General features: G+C 54.1%; 12 protein-coding genes and 2 rRNA genes. 8 read left to right on the top strand and 6 right to left on the bottom strand.

Annotation, left to right across the window (positions count from 1 at the left end; translation table 11 throughout):
• Window positions 1-46: 46 nt before the first annotated feature.
• The 3 genes from U5A05_RS02675 to tyrS form a co-directional block, all read right to left on the bottom strand.
• Window positions 47-2,938: ribosomal RNA gene (locus U5A05_RS02675) — 23S ribosomal RNA — on the bottom strand.
• A 327-nt stretch (window positions 2,939-3,265) separates the two neighbouring features.
• Window positions 3,266-4,802, bottom strand: a 16S ribosomal RNA gene (locus U5A05_RS02670).
• The 16S and 23S rRNA genes sit together here, the layout of an rRNA operon.
• Window positions 4,803-5,281: 479 nt before the next feature.
• Window positions 5,282-6,481 (bottom strand): tyrosine--tRNA ligase, encoded by a 1,200-nt coding sequence (gene tyrS / locus U5A05_RS02665; RefSeq protein ID WP_261740731.1) that lies wholly within the window; start codon window positions 6,479-6,481, stop codon window positions 5,282-5,284.
• 213 nt (window positions 6,482-6,694) lie between these two features.
• Here tyrS and U5A05_RS02660 point away from each other — a divergent pair, with 213 nt between their 5' ends.
• Entirely contained in the window at window positions 6,695-8,098 is a 1,404-nt protein-coding gene (locus U5A05_RS02660) for a peptidoglycan DD-metalloendopeptidase family protein (protein WP_321835559.1), read from the top strand.
• Window positions 8,099-8,101: 3 nt separating this feature from the next.
• On the top strand, window positions 8,102-9,193 hold the full coding sequence (locus U5A05_RS02655; RefSeq protein ID WP_261740729.1) for an anhydro-N-acetylmuramic acid kinase: 1,092 nt from the start codon (window positions 8,102-8,104) through the stop codon (window positions 9,191-9,193).
• Between the two features lie 65 nt (window positions 9,194-9,258).
• Here U5A05_RS02655 and erpA read toward each other — a convergent pair whose 3' ends face one another.
• Both erpA and argC read right to left on the bottom strand, forming a co-directional pair.
• Entirely contained in the window at window positions 9,259-9,609 is a 351-nt protein-coding gene (gene erpA, locus U5A05_RS02650; protein ID WP_016782396.1) for an iron-sulfur cluster insertion protein ErpA, read from the bottom strand.
• 167 nt (window positions 9,610-9,776) lie between these two features.
• Entirely contained in the window at window positions 9,777-10,811 is a 1,035-nt protein-coding gene (gene argC, locus U5A05_RS02645) for an N-acetyl-gamma-glutamyl-phosphate reductase (RefSeq protein ID WP_321835556.1), read from the bottom strand.
• 133 nt (window positions 10,812-10,944) lie between these two features.
• Between argC and hemJ the strand changes: the two genes are divergently transcribed.
• From hemJ to coq7, 6 genes are all read left to right on the top strand, one after another.
• Window positions 10,945-11,370 (top strand): protoporphyrinogen oxidase HemJ, encoded by a 426-nt coding sequence (gene hemJ, locus U5A05_RS02640; RefSeq protein WP_261740727.1) that lies wholly within the window; start codon window positions 10,945-10,947, stop codon window positions 11,368-11,370.
• Between the two features lie 30 nt (window positions 11,371-11,400).
• Window positions 11,401-12,372 carry an NAD(P)H-dependent flavin oxidoreductase gene (locus U5A05_RS02635; RefSeq protein ID WP_321835554.1) on the top strand — a complete coding sequence of 324 codons (972 nt, stop codon included), beginning with the start codon at window positions 11,401-11,403 and terminating at the stop codon, window positions 12,370-12,372.
• A gap of 62 nt (window positions 12,373-12,434) precedes the next feature.
• Entirely contained in the window at window positions 12,435-12,950 is a 516-nt protein-coding gene (locus tag U5A05_RS02630; protein ID WP_261740725.1) for a DUF805 domain-containing protein, read from the top strand.
• Window positions 12,951-13,026: 76 nt separating this feature from the next.
• Window positions 13,027-13,815 (top strand): SDR family NAD(P)-dependent oxidoreductase, encoded by a 789-nt coding sequence (locus tag U5A05_RS02625; RefSeq protein ID WP_261740724.1) that lies wholly within the window; start codon window positions 13,027-13,029, stop codon window positions 13,813-13,815.
• Between the two features lie 66 nt (window positions 13,816-13,881).
• Window positions 13,882-14,220: a histidine triad nucleotide-binding protein gene (locus U5A05_RS02620; protein ID WP_083369746.1), complete on the top strand. Its 339-nt coding sequence runs from the start codon at window positions 13,882-13,884 to the stop codon at window positions 14,218-14,220.
• A 118-nt stretch (window positions 14,221-14,338) separates the two neighbouring features.
• Window positions 14,339-14,986, top strand: coding sequence for a 2-polyprenyl-3-methyl-6-methoxy-1,4-benzoquinone monooxygenase (gene coq7 / locus U5A05_RS02615; protein WP_261740723.1), 648 nt, complete (start codon window positions 14,339-14,341; stop codon window positions 14,984-14,986).
• Between the two features lie 105 nt (window positions 14,987-15,091).
• Here the strand turns inward: coq7 and U5A05_RS02610 are convergent, their stop codons facing one another.
• Window positions 15,092-15,514: an OsmC family protein gene (locus U5A05_RS02610; protein ID WP_003444470.1), complete on the bottom strand. Its 423-nt coding sequence runs from the start codon at window positions 15,512-15,514 to the stop codon at window positions 15,092-15,094.
• Window positions 15,515-15,636 lie beyond the last annotated feature (122 nt).

Here is a 15,636-nt window from a genome sequence, read left to right as displayed (position 1 = left end):
ACTTGCAGGCTCTTGTATTCAAGGACGCAAATTGCTTGGGTGTTATATGGTCAAGCCTCACGGGCAATTAGTATTGGTTAGCTCAACGCCTCACAGCGCTTACACACCCAACCTATCAACGTCGTAGTCTTCGACGGCCCTTTAGGGAACTCAAGGTTCCAGTGAGATCTCATCTTGAGGCAAGTTTCCCGCTTAGATGCTTTCAGCGGTTATCTTTCCCGAACATAGCTACCCGGCAATGCCACTGGCGTGACAACCGGAACACCAGAGGTTCGTCCACTCCGGTCCTCTCGTACTAGGAGCAGCCCCTCTCAAATCTCAAACGTCCACGGCAGATAGGGACCGAACTGTCTCACGACGTTCTAAACCCAGCTCGCGTACCACTTTAAATGGCGAACAGCCATACCCTTGGGACCGGCTTCAGCCCCAGGATGTGATGAGCCGACATCGAGGTGCCAAACACCGCCGTCGATATGAACTCTTGGGCGGTATCAGCCTGTTATCCCCGGAGTACCTTTTATCCGTTGAGCGATGGCCCTTCCATACAGAACCACCGGATCACTAAGACCTACTTTCGTACCTGCTCGACGTGTCTGTCTCGCAGTCAAGCGCGCTTTTGCCTTTATACTCTACGACCGATTTCCGACCGGTCTGAGCGCACCTTCGTACTCCTCCGTTACTCTTTAGGAGGAGACCGCCCCAGTCAAACTACCCACCATACACTGTCCTCGATCCGGATAACGGACCTGAGTTAGAACCTCAAAGTTGCCAGGGTGGTATTTCAAGGTTGGCTCCATGCAGACTGGCGTCCACACTTCAAAGCCTCCCACCTATCCTACACAAGCAAATTCAAAGTCCAGTGCAAAGCTATAGTAAAGGTTCACGGGGTCTTTCCGTCTAGCCGCGGATACACTGCATCTTCACAGCGATTTCAATTTCACTGAGTCTCGGGTGGAGACAGCGCCGCCATCGTTACGCCATTCGTGCAGGTCGGAACTTACCCGACAAGGAATTTCGCTACCTTAGGACCGTTATAGTTACGGCCGCCGTTTACCGGGGCTTCGATCAAGAGCTTCGCGTTAGCTAACCCCATCAATTAACCTTCCGGCACCGGGCAGGCGTCACACCCTATACGTCCACTTTCGTGTTTGCAGAGTGCTGTGTTTTTAATAAACAGTCGCAGCGGCCTGGTATCTTCGACCGGCGTGGGCTTACGCAGTAAATGCTTCACCCTCACCGGCGCACCTTCTCCCGAAGTTACGGTGCCATTTTGCCTAGTTCCTTCACCCGAGTTCTCTCAAGCGCCTTGGTATTCTCTACCCAACCACCTGTGTCGGTTTGGGGTACGGTTCCTGGTTACCTGAAGCTTAGAAGCTTTTCTTGGAAGCATGGCATCAACCACTTCGTTGTCTAAAAGACAACTCGTCATCAGCTCTCGGCCTTAGAATCCCGGATTTACCTAAGATTCCAGCCTACCACCTTAAACTTGGACAACCAACGCCAAGCTGGCCTAGCCTTCTCCGTCCCTCCATCGCAATAACCAGAAGTACAGGAATATTAACCTGTTTTCCATCGACTACGCTTTTCAGCCTCGCCTTAGGGACCGACTAACCCTGCGTCGATTAACGTTGCGCAGGAAACCTTGGTCTTTCGGCGTGGGTGTTTTTCACACCCATTATCGTTACTCATGTCAGCATTCGCACTTCTGATACCTCCAGCAAGCTTCTCAACTCACCTTCACAGGCTTACAGAACGCTCCTCTACCGCATCACCTAAGTGATACCCGTAGCTTCGGTGTATGGTTTGAGCCCCGTTAAATCTTCCGCGCAGGCCGACTCGACTAGTGAGCTATTACGCTTTCTTTAAAGGGTGGCTGCTTCTAAGCCAACCTCCTAGCTGTCTAAGCCTTCCCACATCGTTTCCCACTTAACCATAACTTTGGGACCTTAGCTGACGGTCTGGGTTGTTTCCCTTTTCACGACGGACGTTAGCACCCGCCGTGTGTCTCCCATGCTCGGCACTTGTAGGTATTCGGAGTTTGCATCGGTTTGGTAAGTCGGGATGACCCCCTAGCCGAAACAGTGCTCTACCCCCTACAGTGATACATGAGGCGCTACCTAAATAGCTTTCGAGGAGAACCAGCTATCTCCGAGCTTGATTAGCCTTTCACTCCGATCCACAGGTCATCCGCTAACTTTTCAACGGTAGTCGGTTCGGTCCTCCAGTTAGTGTTACCCAACCTTCAACCTGCCCATGGATAGATCGCCCGGTTTCGGGTCTATTCCCAGCGACTAGACGCCCTATTAAGACTCGCTTTCGCTACGCCTCCCCTATTCGGTTAAGCTTGCCACTGAAAATAAGTCGCTGACCCATTATACAAAAGGTACGCAGTCACCCAACAAAGTGGGCTCCCACTGCTTGTACGCATACGGTTTCAGGATCTATTTCACTCCCCTCTCCGGGGTTCTTTTCGCCTTTCCCTCACGGTACTAGTTCACTATCGGTCAGTCAGTAGTATTTAGCCTTGGAGGATGGTCCCCCCATATTCAGACAAAGTTTCTCGTGCTCCGTCCTACTCGATTTCACTGTAAAGATGTTTTCGCGTACAGGGCTATCACCCACTATGGCCGCACTTTCCAGAGCGTTCCGCTAACATCAATACAGCTTAAGGGCTGGTCCCCGTTCGCTCGCCACTACTAAGGGAATCTCGGTTGATTTCTTTTCCTCAGGGTACTTAGATGTTTCAGTTCCCCTGGTTCGCTTCTTAAGCCTATGTATTCAGCTTAAGATACCTAACTTATGTTAGGTGGGTTCCCCCATTCAGACATCTCCGGATCAAAGTCTGTTTGCCGACTCCCCGAAGCTTTTCGCAGGCTACCACGTCTTTCATCGCCTCTGACTGCCAAGGCATCCACCGTATGCGCTTCTTCACTTGACCATATAACCCCAAGCAATCTGGTTATACTATGAAGACGACATTCGCCGAAAATTCGCATGTTCAATTAAGAACTCATTCACAAATTTTACCTTAGCCTGAATAAACACCAGTGAAAGTGTTATCCAGTCTAACTTTCTATTACATACCCAAATTTTTAAAGAACGATCTAATCAAAAGATCAGAAATCAACATTCACTCTCTTTCGAGAAAATGTTCATTTCTAAGCTTTACGATAGAGAAGCCGTACAACTTAAGTGGCTTCTACCGTCTTTTACAGTGAATCAAGCAATTCGTGTGGGAACTTATGGAGCAGCTGATGTCGTCGATTAAGGAGGTGATCCAGCCGCAGGTTCCCCTACGGCTACCTTGTTACGACTTCACCCCAGTCATGAATCACACCGTGGTAACCGTCCTCCCGAAGGTTAGACTAGCTACTTCTGGTGCAACCCACTCCCATGGTGTGACGGGCGGTGTGTACAAGGCCCGGGAACGTATTCACCGTGACATTCTGATTCACGATTACTAGCGATTCCGACTTCACGCAGTCGAGTTGCAGACTGCGATCCGGACTACGATCGGTTTTATGGGATTAGCTCCACCTCGCGGCTTGGCAACCCTTTGTACCGACCATTGTAGCACGTGTGTAGCCCAGGCCGTAAGGGCCATGATGACTTGACGTCATCCCCACCTTCCTCCGGTTTGTCACCGGCAGTCTCCTTAGAGTGCCCACCATTACGTGCTGGTAACTAAGGACAAGGGTTGCGCTCGTTACGGGACTTAACCCAACATCTCACGACACGAGCTGACGACAGCCATGCAGCACCTGTCTCAATGTTCCCGAAGGCACCAATCTATCTCTAGAAAGTTCATTGGATGTCAAGGCCTGGTAAGGTTCTTCGCGTTGCTTCGAATTAAACCACATGCTCCACCGCTTGTGCGGGCCCCCGTCAATTCATTTGAGTTTTAACCTTGCGGCCGTACTCCCCAGGCGGTCAACTTAATGCGTTAGCTGCGCCACTAAGAGTTCAAGACTCCCAACGGCTAGTTGACATCGTTTACGGCGTGGACTACCAGGGTATCTAATCCTGTTTGCTCCCCACGCTTTCGCACCTCAGTGTCAGTATCAGTCCAGGTAGTCGCCTTCGCCACTGGTGTTCCTTCCTATATCTACGCATTTCACCGCTACACAGGAAATTCCACTACCCTCTACCATACTCTAGCTTGCCAGTTTTGGATGCAGTTCCCAGGTTGAGCCCGGGGATTTCACATTCAACTTAACAAACCACCTACGCGCGCTTTACGCCCAGTAATTCCGATTAACGCTTGCACCCTCTGTATTACCGCGGCTGCTGGCACAGAGTTAGCCGGTGCTTATTCTGTCGGTAACGTCAAGACAGTCACGTATTAGGTAACTGCCCTTCCTCCCAACTTAAAGTGCTTTACAATCCGAAGACCTTCTTCACACACGCGGCATGGCTGGATCAGGCTTTCGCCCATTGTCCAATATTCCCCACTGCTGCCTCCCGTAGGAGTCTGGACCGTGTCTCAGTTCCAGTGTGACTGATCATCCTCTCAGACCAGTTACGGATCGTAGCCTTGGTGAGCCATTACCTCACCAACTAGCTAATCCGACCTAGGCTCATCTGATAGCGCAAGGCCCGAAGGTCCCCTGCTTTCTCCCGTAGGACGTATGCGGTATTAGCGTCCGTTTCCGAACGTTATCCCCCACTATCAGGCAGATTCCTAGGTATTACTCACCCGTCCGCCGCTCTCAAGAGAAGCAAGCTTCTCTCTACCGCTCGACTTGCATGTGTTAGGCCTGCCGCCAGCGTTCAATCTGAGCCATGATCAAACTCTTCAGTTCAAACATCTTTGGGTTTTTAAGAAACCCTAAACTTGGCTCAGCAATCGTTGGTTACATCTTTGATTTCTCGCGGAGTAACTTGTGATGCTGATAATCTTGTTGACTATCAGTCTGACTCCACAAGCACCCACACGAATTGCTTGATTCAGTTGTTAAAGAGCGGTTGGTTAGCTTTCGCTGAACCGAGGCGCGCATTCTACAGCAGCCTCTGTTGCTGTCAAGCGGTTATTTTAAGATGTTTTCAAAGTTTCCTCTGTAACATCAACCACTTGCGCTTTCGATCTCTCGTTAGCGGGAGGCGAATTCTACAGCGTTACACGCTGCTGTCAACACCTCATTTCCTGCTTCGATGACTTGAAGCTGACACTGCCGAAAACCAATCCAACTCATTGAAACCCAAGGAGTTTTCCGTTTCGACTGCGCCGGAAGTGGGCGCATTATAGGCTAATAAAATGCGCCGTCCAGCACTAATATCCGGTTTATTCAGCTTTTAGCGTGATTCGTGCAAAAGCCTTCTTCCCGGCCTGGCAAACGTGAGTGGAACCCAGTGCATATATATAGGTGCGATCAACCACCTCACCATCTATACGCACACCACCCGAACCAAGCAGATCTCGCGCCACCGCAGAGTTCTTCACCAAGCCCGCCTTATTAAGGACAGCTGCAATAGGCATGTCTTCAGCAGCCGTCAGCTCGATCTCTGGCAGATCTTCTGGCAGCTCGCCATCTTTCATCCGGTTACCGGCACCACGATGAGCATTAGCTGCTGCCTCTTCACCATGGAAACGAGCAACAATTTCTTCAGCCAGCTTGATCTTGATGTCGCGCGGATTAGCCCCCGCCTCGACCTCAGCCTTGAAAGCAATGATTTCGTCCATCGAGCGAAAGCTCAACAGCTCGAAGTAACGCCACATCAATACATCAGGAATAGACACCAGCTTGCTGTACATCACCCCCGGCGCTTCCTGGATACCCACATAGTTACCCAGGGACTTGGACATCTTCTTGACACCATCCAACCCTTCAAGCAGAGGCATCGTCACAATGCACTGCGCTTCCTGACCGTAGCCACGCTGCAGCTCACGCCCCATCAGCAAGTTGAACTTCTGATCAGTACCACCCAACTCAACGTCGGCCTTCAATGCGACCGAGTCATACCCTTGCACCAACGGATAAAGAAACTCATGGATAGCGATAGGCTGATTAGTGGTGTAGCGCTTATCAAAGTCATCGCGCTCAAGCATGCGAGCAACGGTGTATTGGGACGTCAGACGAATGAAATCGGCAGGACCCATTTGATCCATCCAGGTGGAGTTGAATGCCACCTCGGTTTTCGCCGGATCAAGGATCTTGAACACCTGAGTCTTATAAGTCTCCGCGTTCGCAAGGACCTGCTCGCGCGTCAACGGTGGACGCGTTGCACTCTTGCCGCTCGGATCACCGATCATCCCGGTGAAGTCACCTATAAGGAAGATCACGTGATGGCCCAGTTCCTGGAACTGGCGCAGCTTATTGATGAGCACGGTATGACCCAAGTGCAGATCGGGCGCCGTCGGGTCGAATCCGGCCTTGATACGCAACGGCTGGCCGCGCTTGAGTTTCTCGACCAATTCAGACTCGACCAGTACCTCTTCGGCACCCCGCTTTATTAGCGCTAGCTGCTCTTCAACCGACTTCATATCAGACCCGTAAGGCTCAAATTCAAAGGGAACCAACGATACAAGATCAGGGACTAATTACAAGTTCTGGCCGGCATACGGCTGATATACGCGCGCGAATAGCTCGCGGACTTGCTTCAAGGGCGATTTGGTTATATTTTATACAGTTATTTCATATTCATTGTGCCAGTCATCTTTTCCAATTCATCCTTTATCTCAAAGTCAAAATCATCTATGACCAGTCAACCGCCTAAAGCGCCACCGCTTTATCCGAAGACCCACCTGCTTGCAGCAAGTGGTATCGCCGCTCTCTTAAGCTTGGCCTTGCTGGTATTTCCTTCCAGCGAAGTAGAAGCCAAAAGAACGACTCTGAATCTGGAGTTGGAAACCCCTGCTGAACAACTGACACAAGATCAAGACGCTGCAGAGCTCGTCCAAGCCACAAATGAAGCGAGCCCACCACCATTTGCCCAGATTGAACAGCAGGACAGCGCCCCTGTAGAAACGGCCAAAATCGAGCCGCCAAAGGCTCCCAGCCACCGCGAAGTCATCGTCAGCAAGGGTGATACGCTCTCGACCTTGTTCCAGAAGGTTGGCCTGCCAGCGACCTCCGTACATGAAGTACTGGCCAGCGACAAACAAGCCAAGCAGTTCAGCCAGCTCAAGCACGGCCAGAAACTCGAATTTGAAATGAGCCCCGACGGCCAGCAGTTGAACAAATTGCACAGCCAGGTCAGCGATCTTGAGACGATCACCCTCAACAGAAGCGCCAAAGGCTATACCTTTCGCCGGGTCACCACCCAGCCAACCATGCGTTCGGCGTATGTACACGGCGTTATCAGCAGCTCGCTTTCTGTCTCCGGCCAGCGTGCAGGCCTGCCACACAGCATGACGATGGACATGGCCAAAGTGTTTGGTTACGACATCGACTTCGCTCAGGATATTCGCCCAGGCGACCAATTCGAAGTGGTCTACGAGCAGAAAGTGGTCAACGGCAAAGCTGTTGGCACGGGCAATATCCTCTCGGCTCGCTTCACTAACCGCGGTAAAACCTTCACCGCCGTGCGTTACACCAGCAAGCAGGGCATTACCAATTACTACACCGCTGATGGCAACAGCATGCGCAAGGCATTTATCCGTACACCGGTAGACTTCGCCCGCATCAGCTCGCGCTTCTCCTCGGGCCGCAAGCACCCGATCCTGAACAAGATCCGCGCCCACAAAGGCGTGGATTACGCAGCACCGCGCGGCACACCAATCAAGGCAACCGGTGACGGCAAAGTACTCTTGGCTGGCCGTCGCGGCGGCTATGGCAACACCGTCATCATTCAACACGGCAATACCTATCGCACGCTTTACGGGCACATGCAGGGCTTCGCCAAAGGCGTTAAAACTGGCGGTTCGGTCAAGCAAGGCCAAGTGATTGGCTACATCGGTACAACCGGCCTTTCGACCGGCCCGCACCTGCACTACGAGTTCCAGGTCAATGGCGTACACGTTGATCCATTGGGCCAGAAGCTGCCGATGGCCGACCCGATTGCCAAAGCCGAGCGCACTCGCTTCCTGCAACAAAGCCAGCCATTGATGGCCCGCATGAACCAGGAAAAGGCCACCCTCCTGGCCTCGAGCAAGCGCTAAGTCATGGCCCTCTATATAGGTGTGATGTCCGGAACCAGCCTCGACGGTATGGACATCGCCCTTGTTGAGCTGGGGCCGAGCATCACCTTGCTCGCCACCCATTACACCCCCATGCCAGAAGCCTTGCGAAGTGAGCTGCTTGGCTTGTGCGCGAGCGGCCCGGACGAAGTGGCACGCTGTGCAATCGCAGAGAACCATTGGGTCGAGCTGGCTGCACAGGGGGTTAACGCACTCCTCGCGCAGCAACAACTCTCCCCGACAGATATCCGCGCTATCGGCAGTCATGGCCAGACCATACGCCACGAACCCGCCCGGGGCTTTACCGTACAGATCGGCAATCCGGCTCTGCTGGCCGAATTAACCAGCATCTGTGTCGTAGGTGACTTTCGTCGTCGCGATGTGGCTGCCGGAGGCCAGGGTGCACCCTTGGTTCCCGCTTTCCACGAAGCCTTGTTCACGAATGAAATCGGAAACAGGGCAGTGCTGAACGTAGGCGGATTCAGCAATCTAAGCCTGATAACACCTACTGCTCCGGTTGCAGGATTCGATTGTGGCCCAGGAAATGTCCTGCTGGATGCCTGGATACAAGAGCAGCGCGGCGAACTGTACGACCGCAGCGGTCAGTGGGCCGCCAGCGGCAAGATTGAGCCACTGCTGCTCAACGCCCTGCTCAGCGATCCTTTCTTCCAGACCAAGGGTCCAAAAAGCACAGGGCGTGAGGTTTTCAATCTGGCGTGGCTGAAACAGCACCTGTTCCGCCTGCCAACCTTCCCCGCAGAAGATGTTCAGGCAACCCTGCTGGAACTCACCGCGCAGACCATCGTGCAGTCACTGCGCGCTGCTCAGCCACATACTGATGAACTGCTGGTATGTGGTGGCGGCGCCCACAATGCGGCGCTGATGGCCCGCCTGGCAGACTTGCTGGCGCCAGCCAAGGTAAGCAGCACCCAAGCCAAGGGCGTTGATCCCGACTGGGTTGAAGCAATGGCCTTTGCATGGCTTGCGCACTGTTGCCTGGAAAGCATCCCCACCAACCGCCCCAGCGTCACGGGCGCACGCGGTTTGCGCGTATTGGGCGCCATCTACCCTGCCTGACAAAGTGCAGACAGCAAAACGCCGCGAATCTACGCGGCGTTGAGTTTGAAGCCTTTACAACACAATCAGATCGAGAACGATGATCCGCAACCACAGGTTGTGGTGGCATTCGGGTTCTTGATCACAAAGCGCGAGCCTTCCAGACCTTCCTGATAATCCACCTCGGCGCCCGCCAGGTACTGGAAGCTCATTGGATCGACCACCAGGCTAACGCCTTCGCGCTCAACAAGGGTGTCGTCATCGGCCACTTCTTCATCGAAGGTGAAACCATACTGAAAACCGGAACAACCGCCGCCCGTAACGAATACGCGCAACTTCAAACGATCATTACCCTCTTCATCGACCAGGCTCTTCACCTTGTGCGCAGCACCTTCGGTGAATTGCAAAGCCATGGGGGTGAAGGATTCGACGCTCATGCTGACTATCTCCCGGCGTTATGCCGCCATAATGCGTGATAACGCGCATTATCCGCTTCTCCTAGAAAAGCGGTCAACCATTTGAGGGTAGCTGCAAGCGATCAGCTACCAGCCGCAAGTGAAAAGCTCGCTACTTGCAGCTTATAGCTTGAAACCTGCAGCTGCTTTTAAGGCAGCATCCCTGCGTGCGACAAGCCCAGGCGCTCGTCCAGACCGAACATGATGTTCATGTTCTGCACTGCTTGGCCAGAAGCGCCCTTGACCAGGTTGTCGATGACCGACAACACCACAACCAGGTCGCCGTCCTGCGGCCGATGCACGGCAATACGGCACACGTTGGCGCCGCGTACGCTACGGGTTTCCGGATGGCTGCCCGCTGGCATCACATCCACGAAAGGCTCGTTGGCGTAACGCTTCTCGAACAGTGCCTGCAAATCGACAGAACGATCGACCACGGTCGCATACAACGTGGAGTGAATGCCGCGAATCATCGGTGTCAGATGCGGCACGAAGGTCAGACCCACGTCTTTGCCGGCAGCGCGACGCAAACCTTGGCGAATCTCTGGCAGATGACGATGACCTTTAACTGCATACGCCTTCATGCTTTCTGACGTTTCGGCATACAACGAGCCCACGCTTGCACCACGACCCGCGCCGCTCACACCCGACTTGCAGTCCGCGATCAATTGCGCGGTATCAGCCAGGCCCGCTTCCAGCAAAGGAATAAAGCCCAGTTGTGTTGCCGTTGGATAGCAACCCGGCACAGCAATCAGCCGCGCCTGTTTGATTTGCTCACGATTGACTTCCGGCAAGCCGTAAACGGCCTCCCCCAGCAATTCTGGCGCACCATGGGGCTGGCCGTACCACTTGGCCCACTCATCAGCATCCTGCAGCCGGAAATCAGCCGAGAGGTCGATAACCTTGGTACCTGCAGCCAGCAACTCGCCAGCCAACGCATGGGCTACACCGTGTGGTGTTGCGAAAAACACTACATCGCACGCGGCCAGCGTTTGTGTGTCCGGCACGCTGAAGGCCAGACCATCGTAGTGACCGCGCAGGTTGGGATACATATCGGCAACTGGCAGGCCAGCCTCGGATCGAGAAGTGATGACAACCACTTCAGCCTGCGGATGCTGTGCCAGCAAACGCAGCAACTCGACCCCGGTGTAACCCGTGCCGCCGACAATACCGACCTTGACCATAACCTGCCCTCAACGAAACCACTGGAAAGCCTTCGATAATAGGGACACCACGCCCCTGCGACAACCGCCAAGGTGACTCCCGGACGCTCTACTACTACTATTTGATCTACCGTGAACCTGGGAATAACTAAAAATGCTTTATCTATGGCTCAAAGCCTTCCACATCATCAGCATCGTCTGCTGGTTTGCTGGCCTTTTTTACCTTCCGCGCCTCTTTGTTTACCACGCACAAAGCGAAGATTCCGTTAGCAAAGAACGATTCATCATCATGGAGCGCAAGCTGTATCGCGGCATCATGGGCCCGGCAATGATCGCGTCCCTGATTTTCGGGGGCTGGTTGCTCATGCTCAACCCTGGCTTTCTCAGCCAAGGATGGATGCACGTCAAACTGACGCTGGTCTTTCTGCTCATCGGTTATCACCACATGTGTGGCGCGCAGCTAAAACGCTTCGCTCGTGGTGAAAACAAGCGCACTCACGTGTTCTATCGCTGGTTCAACGAAGTGCCCGTGGTGTTCTTGCTGGCTATCGTAATTCTGGTGGTGGTCAAACCGTTTTAAACTCACTTCCTGAAGATCCGAGGTTATCCAATGTCACTGCCCGCCCTGCTTGAACAACGCTTGCGCCTGCCGGTAGTTGCCGCCCCCATGTTTCTGATTTCCAACCCTCAACTTGTCCTGGCCTGCTGTCGTAACGGGGTTGTTGGCAGTTTTCCTGCGCTCAACCAACGCGAGAGCAGCGGATTCAAGGCATGGCTTGAAGAAATAGAAGCAGGGCTCGCCACATTGGATAACCCTGCGCCCTACGCCGTAAACCTGATTGTGCACAACAGCAATCCACGGTTGCAGGCAGATCTGGCGATCTGCATTGAACACAAGGTGCCAATCGTCATCACCAGCCTTGGGGCAGTCAAAGAGCTGGTGGATGCCGTCCACAGCTATGGCGGCCTGGTGTTCCACGATGTCACCACCCGGCGTCATGCAGAAAAAGCCGCAGAAGCCGGAGTCGATGGTCTGATTGCCGTCGCCGCTGGTGCTGGCGGTCATGCCGGCACCTGGAGCCCTTTTGCCCTGCTGGCCGAAATTCGTCAGTTCTTCGACAAAACCGTGCTGCTGTCTGGCTGCCTGAACCACGGCCACGAGATTCTGGCGGCACAAGTTCTGGGGGCAGACCTTGCCTACCTCGGCACACGCTTTATCGCTACCCAAGAGAGCCATGCTCCTGACGCCTACAAAGATATGCTGCTGACATCCCGCGCCGCCGATATCATCCACACCCCAGCGGTATCAGGTGTACCCGCCAGTTTTATGCGCCAAAGCCTTGAAAACGCAGGTTTCGACCTCGCCGCACTCCAGGGTAAAAGCGAAACGGGGGCAGGCAATAAACTCAAGCCGCTTACCGATGAAGCCAAAGCATGGAAAACGGTATGGTCTGCCGGGCAAGGTGTCGGGGAAATTCACGATCTGCCAACCATCGATCAATTGATCGCGCGTCTGGATGAGGAATACCGCAAGGCGCAAGACCTCACCTCAAGGCTCTCGCAACATTGGCCGCACCACTGACATTGCCAAGCCCGCCATTTTCGGCGGGCTTTTGTTAAACATATCCGGACAAGGATGCCACCATGCCCGAGCTTAGCCTGGACAAAATCCCTCAAGAACCCTATGCGGCACTGGACCCTGTAGGGTTCAGCGGCCGCATCGGGCGTTTAAGGCTGCTGGCCTGGAGCATGGTACTCACCGTCATCGCCATGGTGACGTCGCTTCTGGTTCTGCTCGCAGTCAAGGTGTCGCCCACCCTTGGCATTACCTGCGGGGCTACACTCTCGATGGTCTATTTCATCCTTGGCCTGAGAATGGGTGCCCAGCGTTTGCACGACCTTAATTGGTCCGCCTGGATGCTGTTGCTGCATCTGGTGCCCGTGGCCAACCTGGTTCTGTCCCTGATGATGCTATTGATGCCTGGCACTCCCGGCCCCAATAAATATGGTCCCCCGCCGCCACCGAACAGCCGGGCGGTCAACGTCATCGCCTCGATCACCATCTTTTTGATTGGTCTGAGCATCTGCGCAATGATCGCCCTCTTTGCTTTGGGCCTGTTGACTGCGTTGATCAACGCAGTCAACAGCAACAGCCTGTAGACTGCCCGCCTTAATGAACGCGTTAACGCCAGGGACATCATTGTCACCGGACTGTACCGTTGCAATGGAGAACAGCATGACCCGTTACGCTTTAATCACTGGCGCCTCCAGCGGCATTGGCCTGGCCCTGGCTGAAGCCCTTGCCCGACGCGGGCGCAGTTTGATTTTGGTGGCCCGCCAGCGGGATGCTCTGGAAACCATTGCACTTGAACTGACCCAGCGTTTTGGGGTTGAGGTTTTGTTCCGCGCCTGCGATTTGGGCGAACCCCTGCGTTTGTCAGGTTTCTTGCTGGAGCTAGAAGAAGGTGACCGCCAGATCGACTTGCTGGTCAATTGCGCAGGCATCGGTACCTGCGGCCCTTTTCTGGCTCACGACTGGAGCGCCGAGCAAGACCTGATTGAACTCAACGTTCTGGCACTCACCCGCTTGTGCCATGCCATCGGCAACATGATGGCAGTTCAGGGCGGCGGGCAAATCCTCAATGTGTCCTCGATCGCAGCTTTCCAGCCCGGGCCGTGGCTCAGCACCTACTTTGCCAGCAAGGCGTATGTGCTGCACTTTTCCGAAGGTTTGCGCGAAGAAGTGAAAAAAACCGGCATCAAGGTCTCGGTCCTTTGCCCTGGCATTACCCGAACCGGCTTTTTCGATGCGGCTAAAATGAACACCGACGCCATCAAGCAAAACGCCAGAGCCCTGAGCCCCGAAGAAGTTGCGCTCTACACCGTGCGCGCCCTCGACAAAAACAAGGCGATCATCATTCCGGGTCGACGCAACCGCTGGCTAACCCGTCTCCCACGAGTCTTCTCGCGCTGGATGACGCGGAAAATTGCCGCCTCAGTCAACAAATCCTACTGCCCTCGTTAACGAGACTGGGCGTAACTCACCACCCTGAGTACACTCAGACCGGACTTCACTCACGGAGACACAGCTTTGGATACTCTGTTCACCAAGATCATCAACCGTGAAATACCCGCAAAGATCATTTACGAAGATGATCAAGTGCTCGCCTTTCACGATATAGCCCCACAAGCGCCGATCCATTTTCTGGTCATTCCGAAAAAACCGATACGCACGCTTAACGACTTGACCGAAGAAGACAAACCTCTGGCAGGCCATATCCTGTTCACAGCGCAACGTCTGGCCAAAGAACTGGGTTGCGAAGACGGTTTCCGCGTAGTGATGAACTGCAATGAAAAGGGTGGCCAAACGGTCTACCACATTCACATGCACGTTTTAGGTCAACGCCAGATGAACTGGCCACCGGGCTGATTGGCCAACGATTCTGCCGTGGGAGCTGCAGAGCTCCCACATTCACCCATGATCCAACGCAAACTCCGCCCGCCTGATTGGGGTAAACTGACCGCCGTGATTTTTTCCGGAGGTAAGCATGACTACCCAACGTCACTACTCGCCGATTGACCGTCTTCTGTTACAAGCCGATACCGCCTTGCGCACACTGCTGCCTTTCAGCGGTATGCCTCATCGGCCGTCGCCTGCCATCGTCAAACCTGAAAACCCGTTAGACGCCCAGGCCACTCGCCATGTAGCCGGGCTGATGCGTATCAACCATACCGGCGAAGTCTGTGCCCAAGCCTTGTATCAGGGCCAGGCGCTGACAGCCAAGCTGCCCCATGTGCGCGAAGCGATGGAACATGCCGCTGAAGAAGAAATCGACCACCTGGCTTGGTGCGAGCAACGCATCCGTCAGTTGGGTAGCCACCCAAGCGTACTGAACCCGTTGTTTTACGGGATGTCGTTTGGCATCGGCGCGGCAGCAGGGCTGATCAGCGACAAAGTCAGTCTGGGGTTCGTGGCGGCGACCGAAGATCAAGTGTGCAAACACCTGAACGAACATCTTGAGCAACTGCCGGCTGAAGACGAGAAGTCTCGGGCAATTCTCGAGCAAATGCGTATCGACGAAGAACAACACGCAGAGTCGGCGCTCAATGCAGGCGGCTACCGCTTCCCTGCCCCGGTCAAATTTGGCATGAGCCTGATGGCCAAAGTCATGACCAAAAGCACGTACCGCATCTGATCGCAGCCTCTAACTTTGGGCAGCTACAGTTTGTAGCGGTACTTTGCGCATAAAAAGGGCTGAACTCAGGCCCTTTTTTATGCTGCAACCGTAATGGCGACTCGCTCAGCCCAACTCGATGATTTCGTAGTCGTGGCTAATCGCAACACCTGCAGCGCCCAGCATGATGGATGCCGAGCAATACTTCTCGGCCGACAGCTCGATGGCGCGCTTGACCTGAGCTTCTTTCAAACCTCGGCCCTTGACCACAAAGTGCAGATGGATCTTGGTGAACACCTTTGGATCTTCGGTGGCGCGCTCTGCTTCCAGGAACGCCTCGCAGCTCTCAACCGCCTGACGCGATTTTTTGAGAATGCTGACAACGTCAAAGTTGCTGCACCCACCGAGCCCCAACAACAGCATTTCCATCGGGCGTACGCCCAGATTGCGACCACCACTTTCAGGCGGACCATCCATCACAACGACGTGGCCGCTGCCTGATTCGCCCAGAAACATGGCTTCGCCAGCCCATTGAATGCGTGCCTTCATCGCCCAGACTCCACTGTTTTAAAAGGGGCGCCAGCTTAGCACAGGGCCAGAAACTGATAACTCGCCACACTGAAGCGTTTCTCTGGCATCCGGCGGGGAAAATTCTGCAAACCCAGCAGAAC

The organism is Pseudomonas kulmbachensis, assembly GCF_963681935.1.
GTDB classification, from domain to species: domain Bacteria; phylum Pseudomonadota; class Gammaproteobacteria; order Pseudomonadales; family Pseudomonadaceae; genus Aquipseudomonas; species Aquipseudomonas kulmbachensis.
This window is presented reverse-complemented; position numbering and strand designations above follow the sequence as displayed.

Coding starts and splice junctions, on each gene's coding strand:
- hemJ (WP_261740727.1), top strand. CDS start 10,945: ATGCTTTATCTATGGCTCAAAGCCTTCCACATCATCAGCATCGTCTGC.
- U5A05_RS02625 (WP_261740724.1), top strand. CDS start 13,027: ATGACCCGTTACGCTTTAATCACTGGCGCCTCCAGCGGCATTGGCCTG.
- U5A05_RS02630 (WP_261740725.1), top strand. CDS start 12,435: ATGCCCGAGCTTAGCCTGGACAAAATCCCTCAAGAACCCTATGCGGCA.
- U5A05_RS02610 (WP_003444470.1), bottom strand. CDS start 15,514: ATGAAGGCACGCATTCAATGGGCTGGCGAAGCCATGTTTCTGGGCGAA.
- tyrS (WP_261740731.1), bottom strand. CDS start 6,481: ATGAAGTCGGTTGAAGAGCAGCTAGCGCTAATAAAGCGGGGTGCCGAA.
- U5A05_RS02655 (WP_261740729.1), top strand. CDS start 8,102: ATGGCCCTCTATATAGGTGTGATGTCCGGAACCAGCCTCGACGGTATG.
- argC (WP_321835556.1), bottom strand. CDS start 10,811: ATGGTCAAGGTCGGTATTGTCGGCGGCACGGGTTACACCGGGGTCGAG.
- coq7 (WP_261740723.1), top strand. CDS start 14,339: ATGACTACCCAACGTCACTACTCGCCGATTGACCGTCTTCTGTTACAA.
- U5A05_RS02660 (WP_321835559.1), top strand. CDS start 6,695: ATGACCAGTCAACCGCCTAAAGCGCCACCGCTTTATCCGAAGACCCAC.
- U5A05_RS02635 (WP_321835554.1), top strand. CDS start 11,401: ATGTCACTGCCCGCCCTGCTTGAACAACGCTTGCGCCTGCCGGTAGTT.
- erpA (WP_016782396.1), bottom strand. CDS start 9,609: ATGAGCGTCGAATCCTTCACCCCCATGGCTTTGCAATTCACCGAAGGT.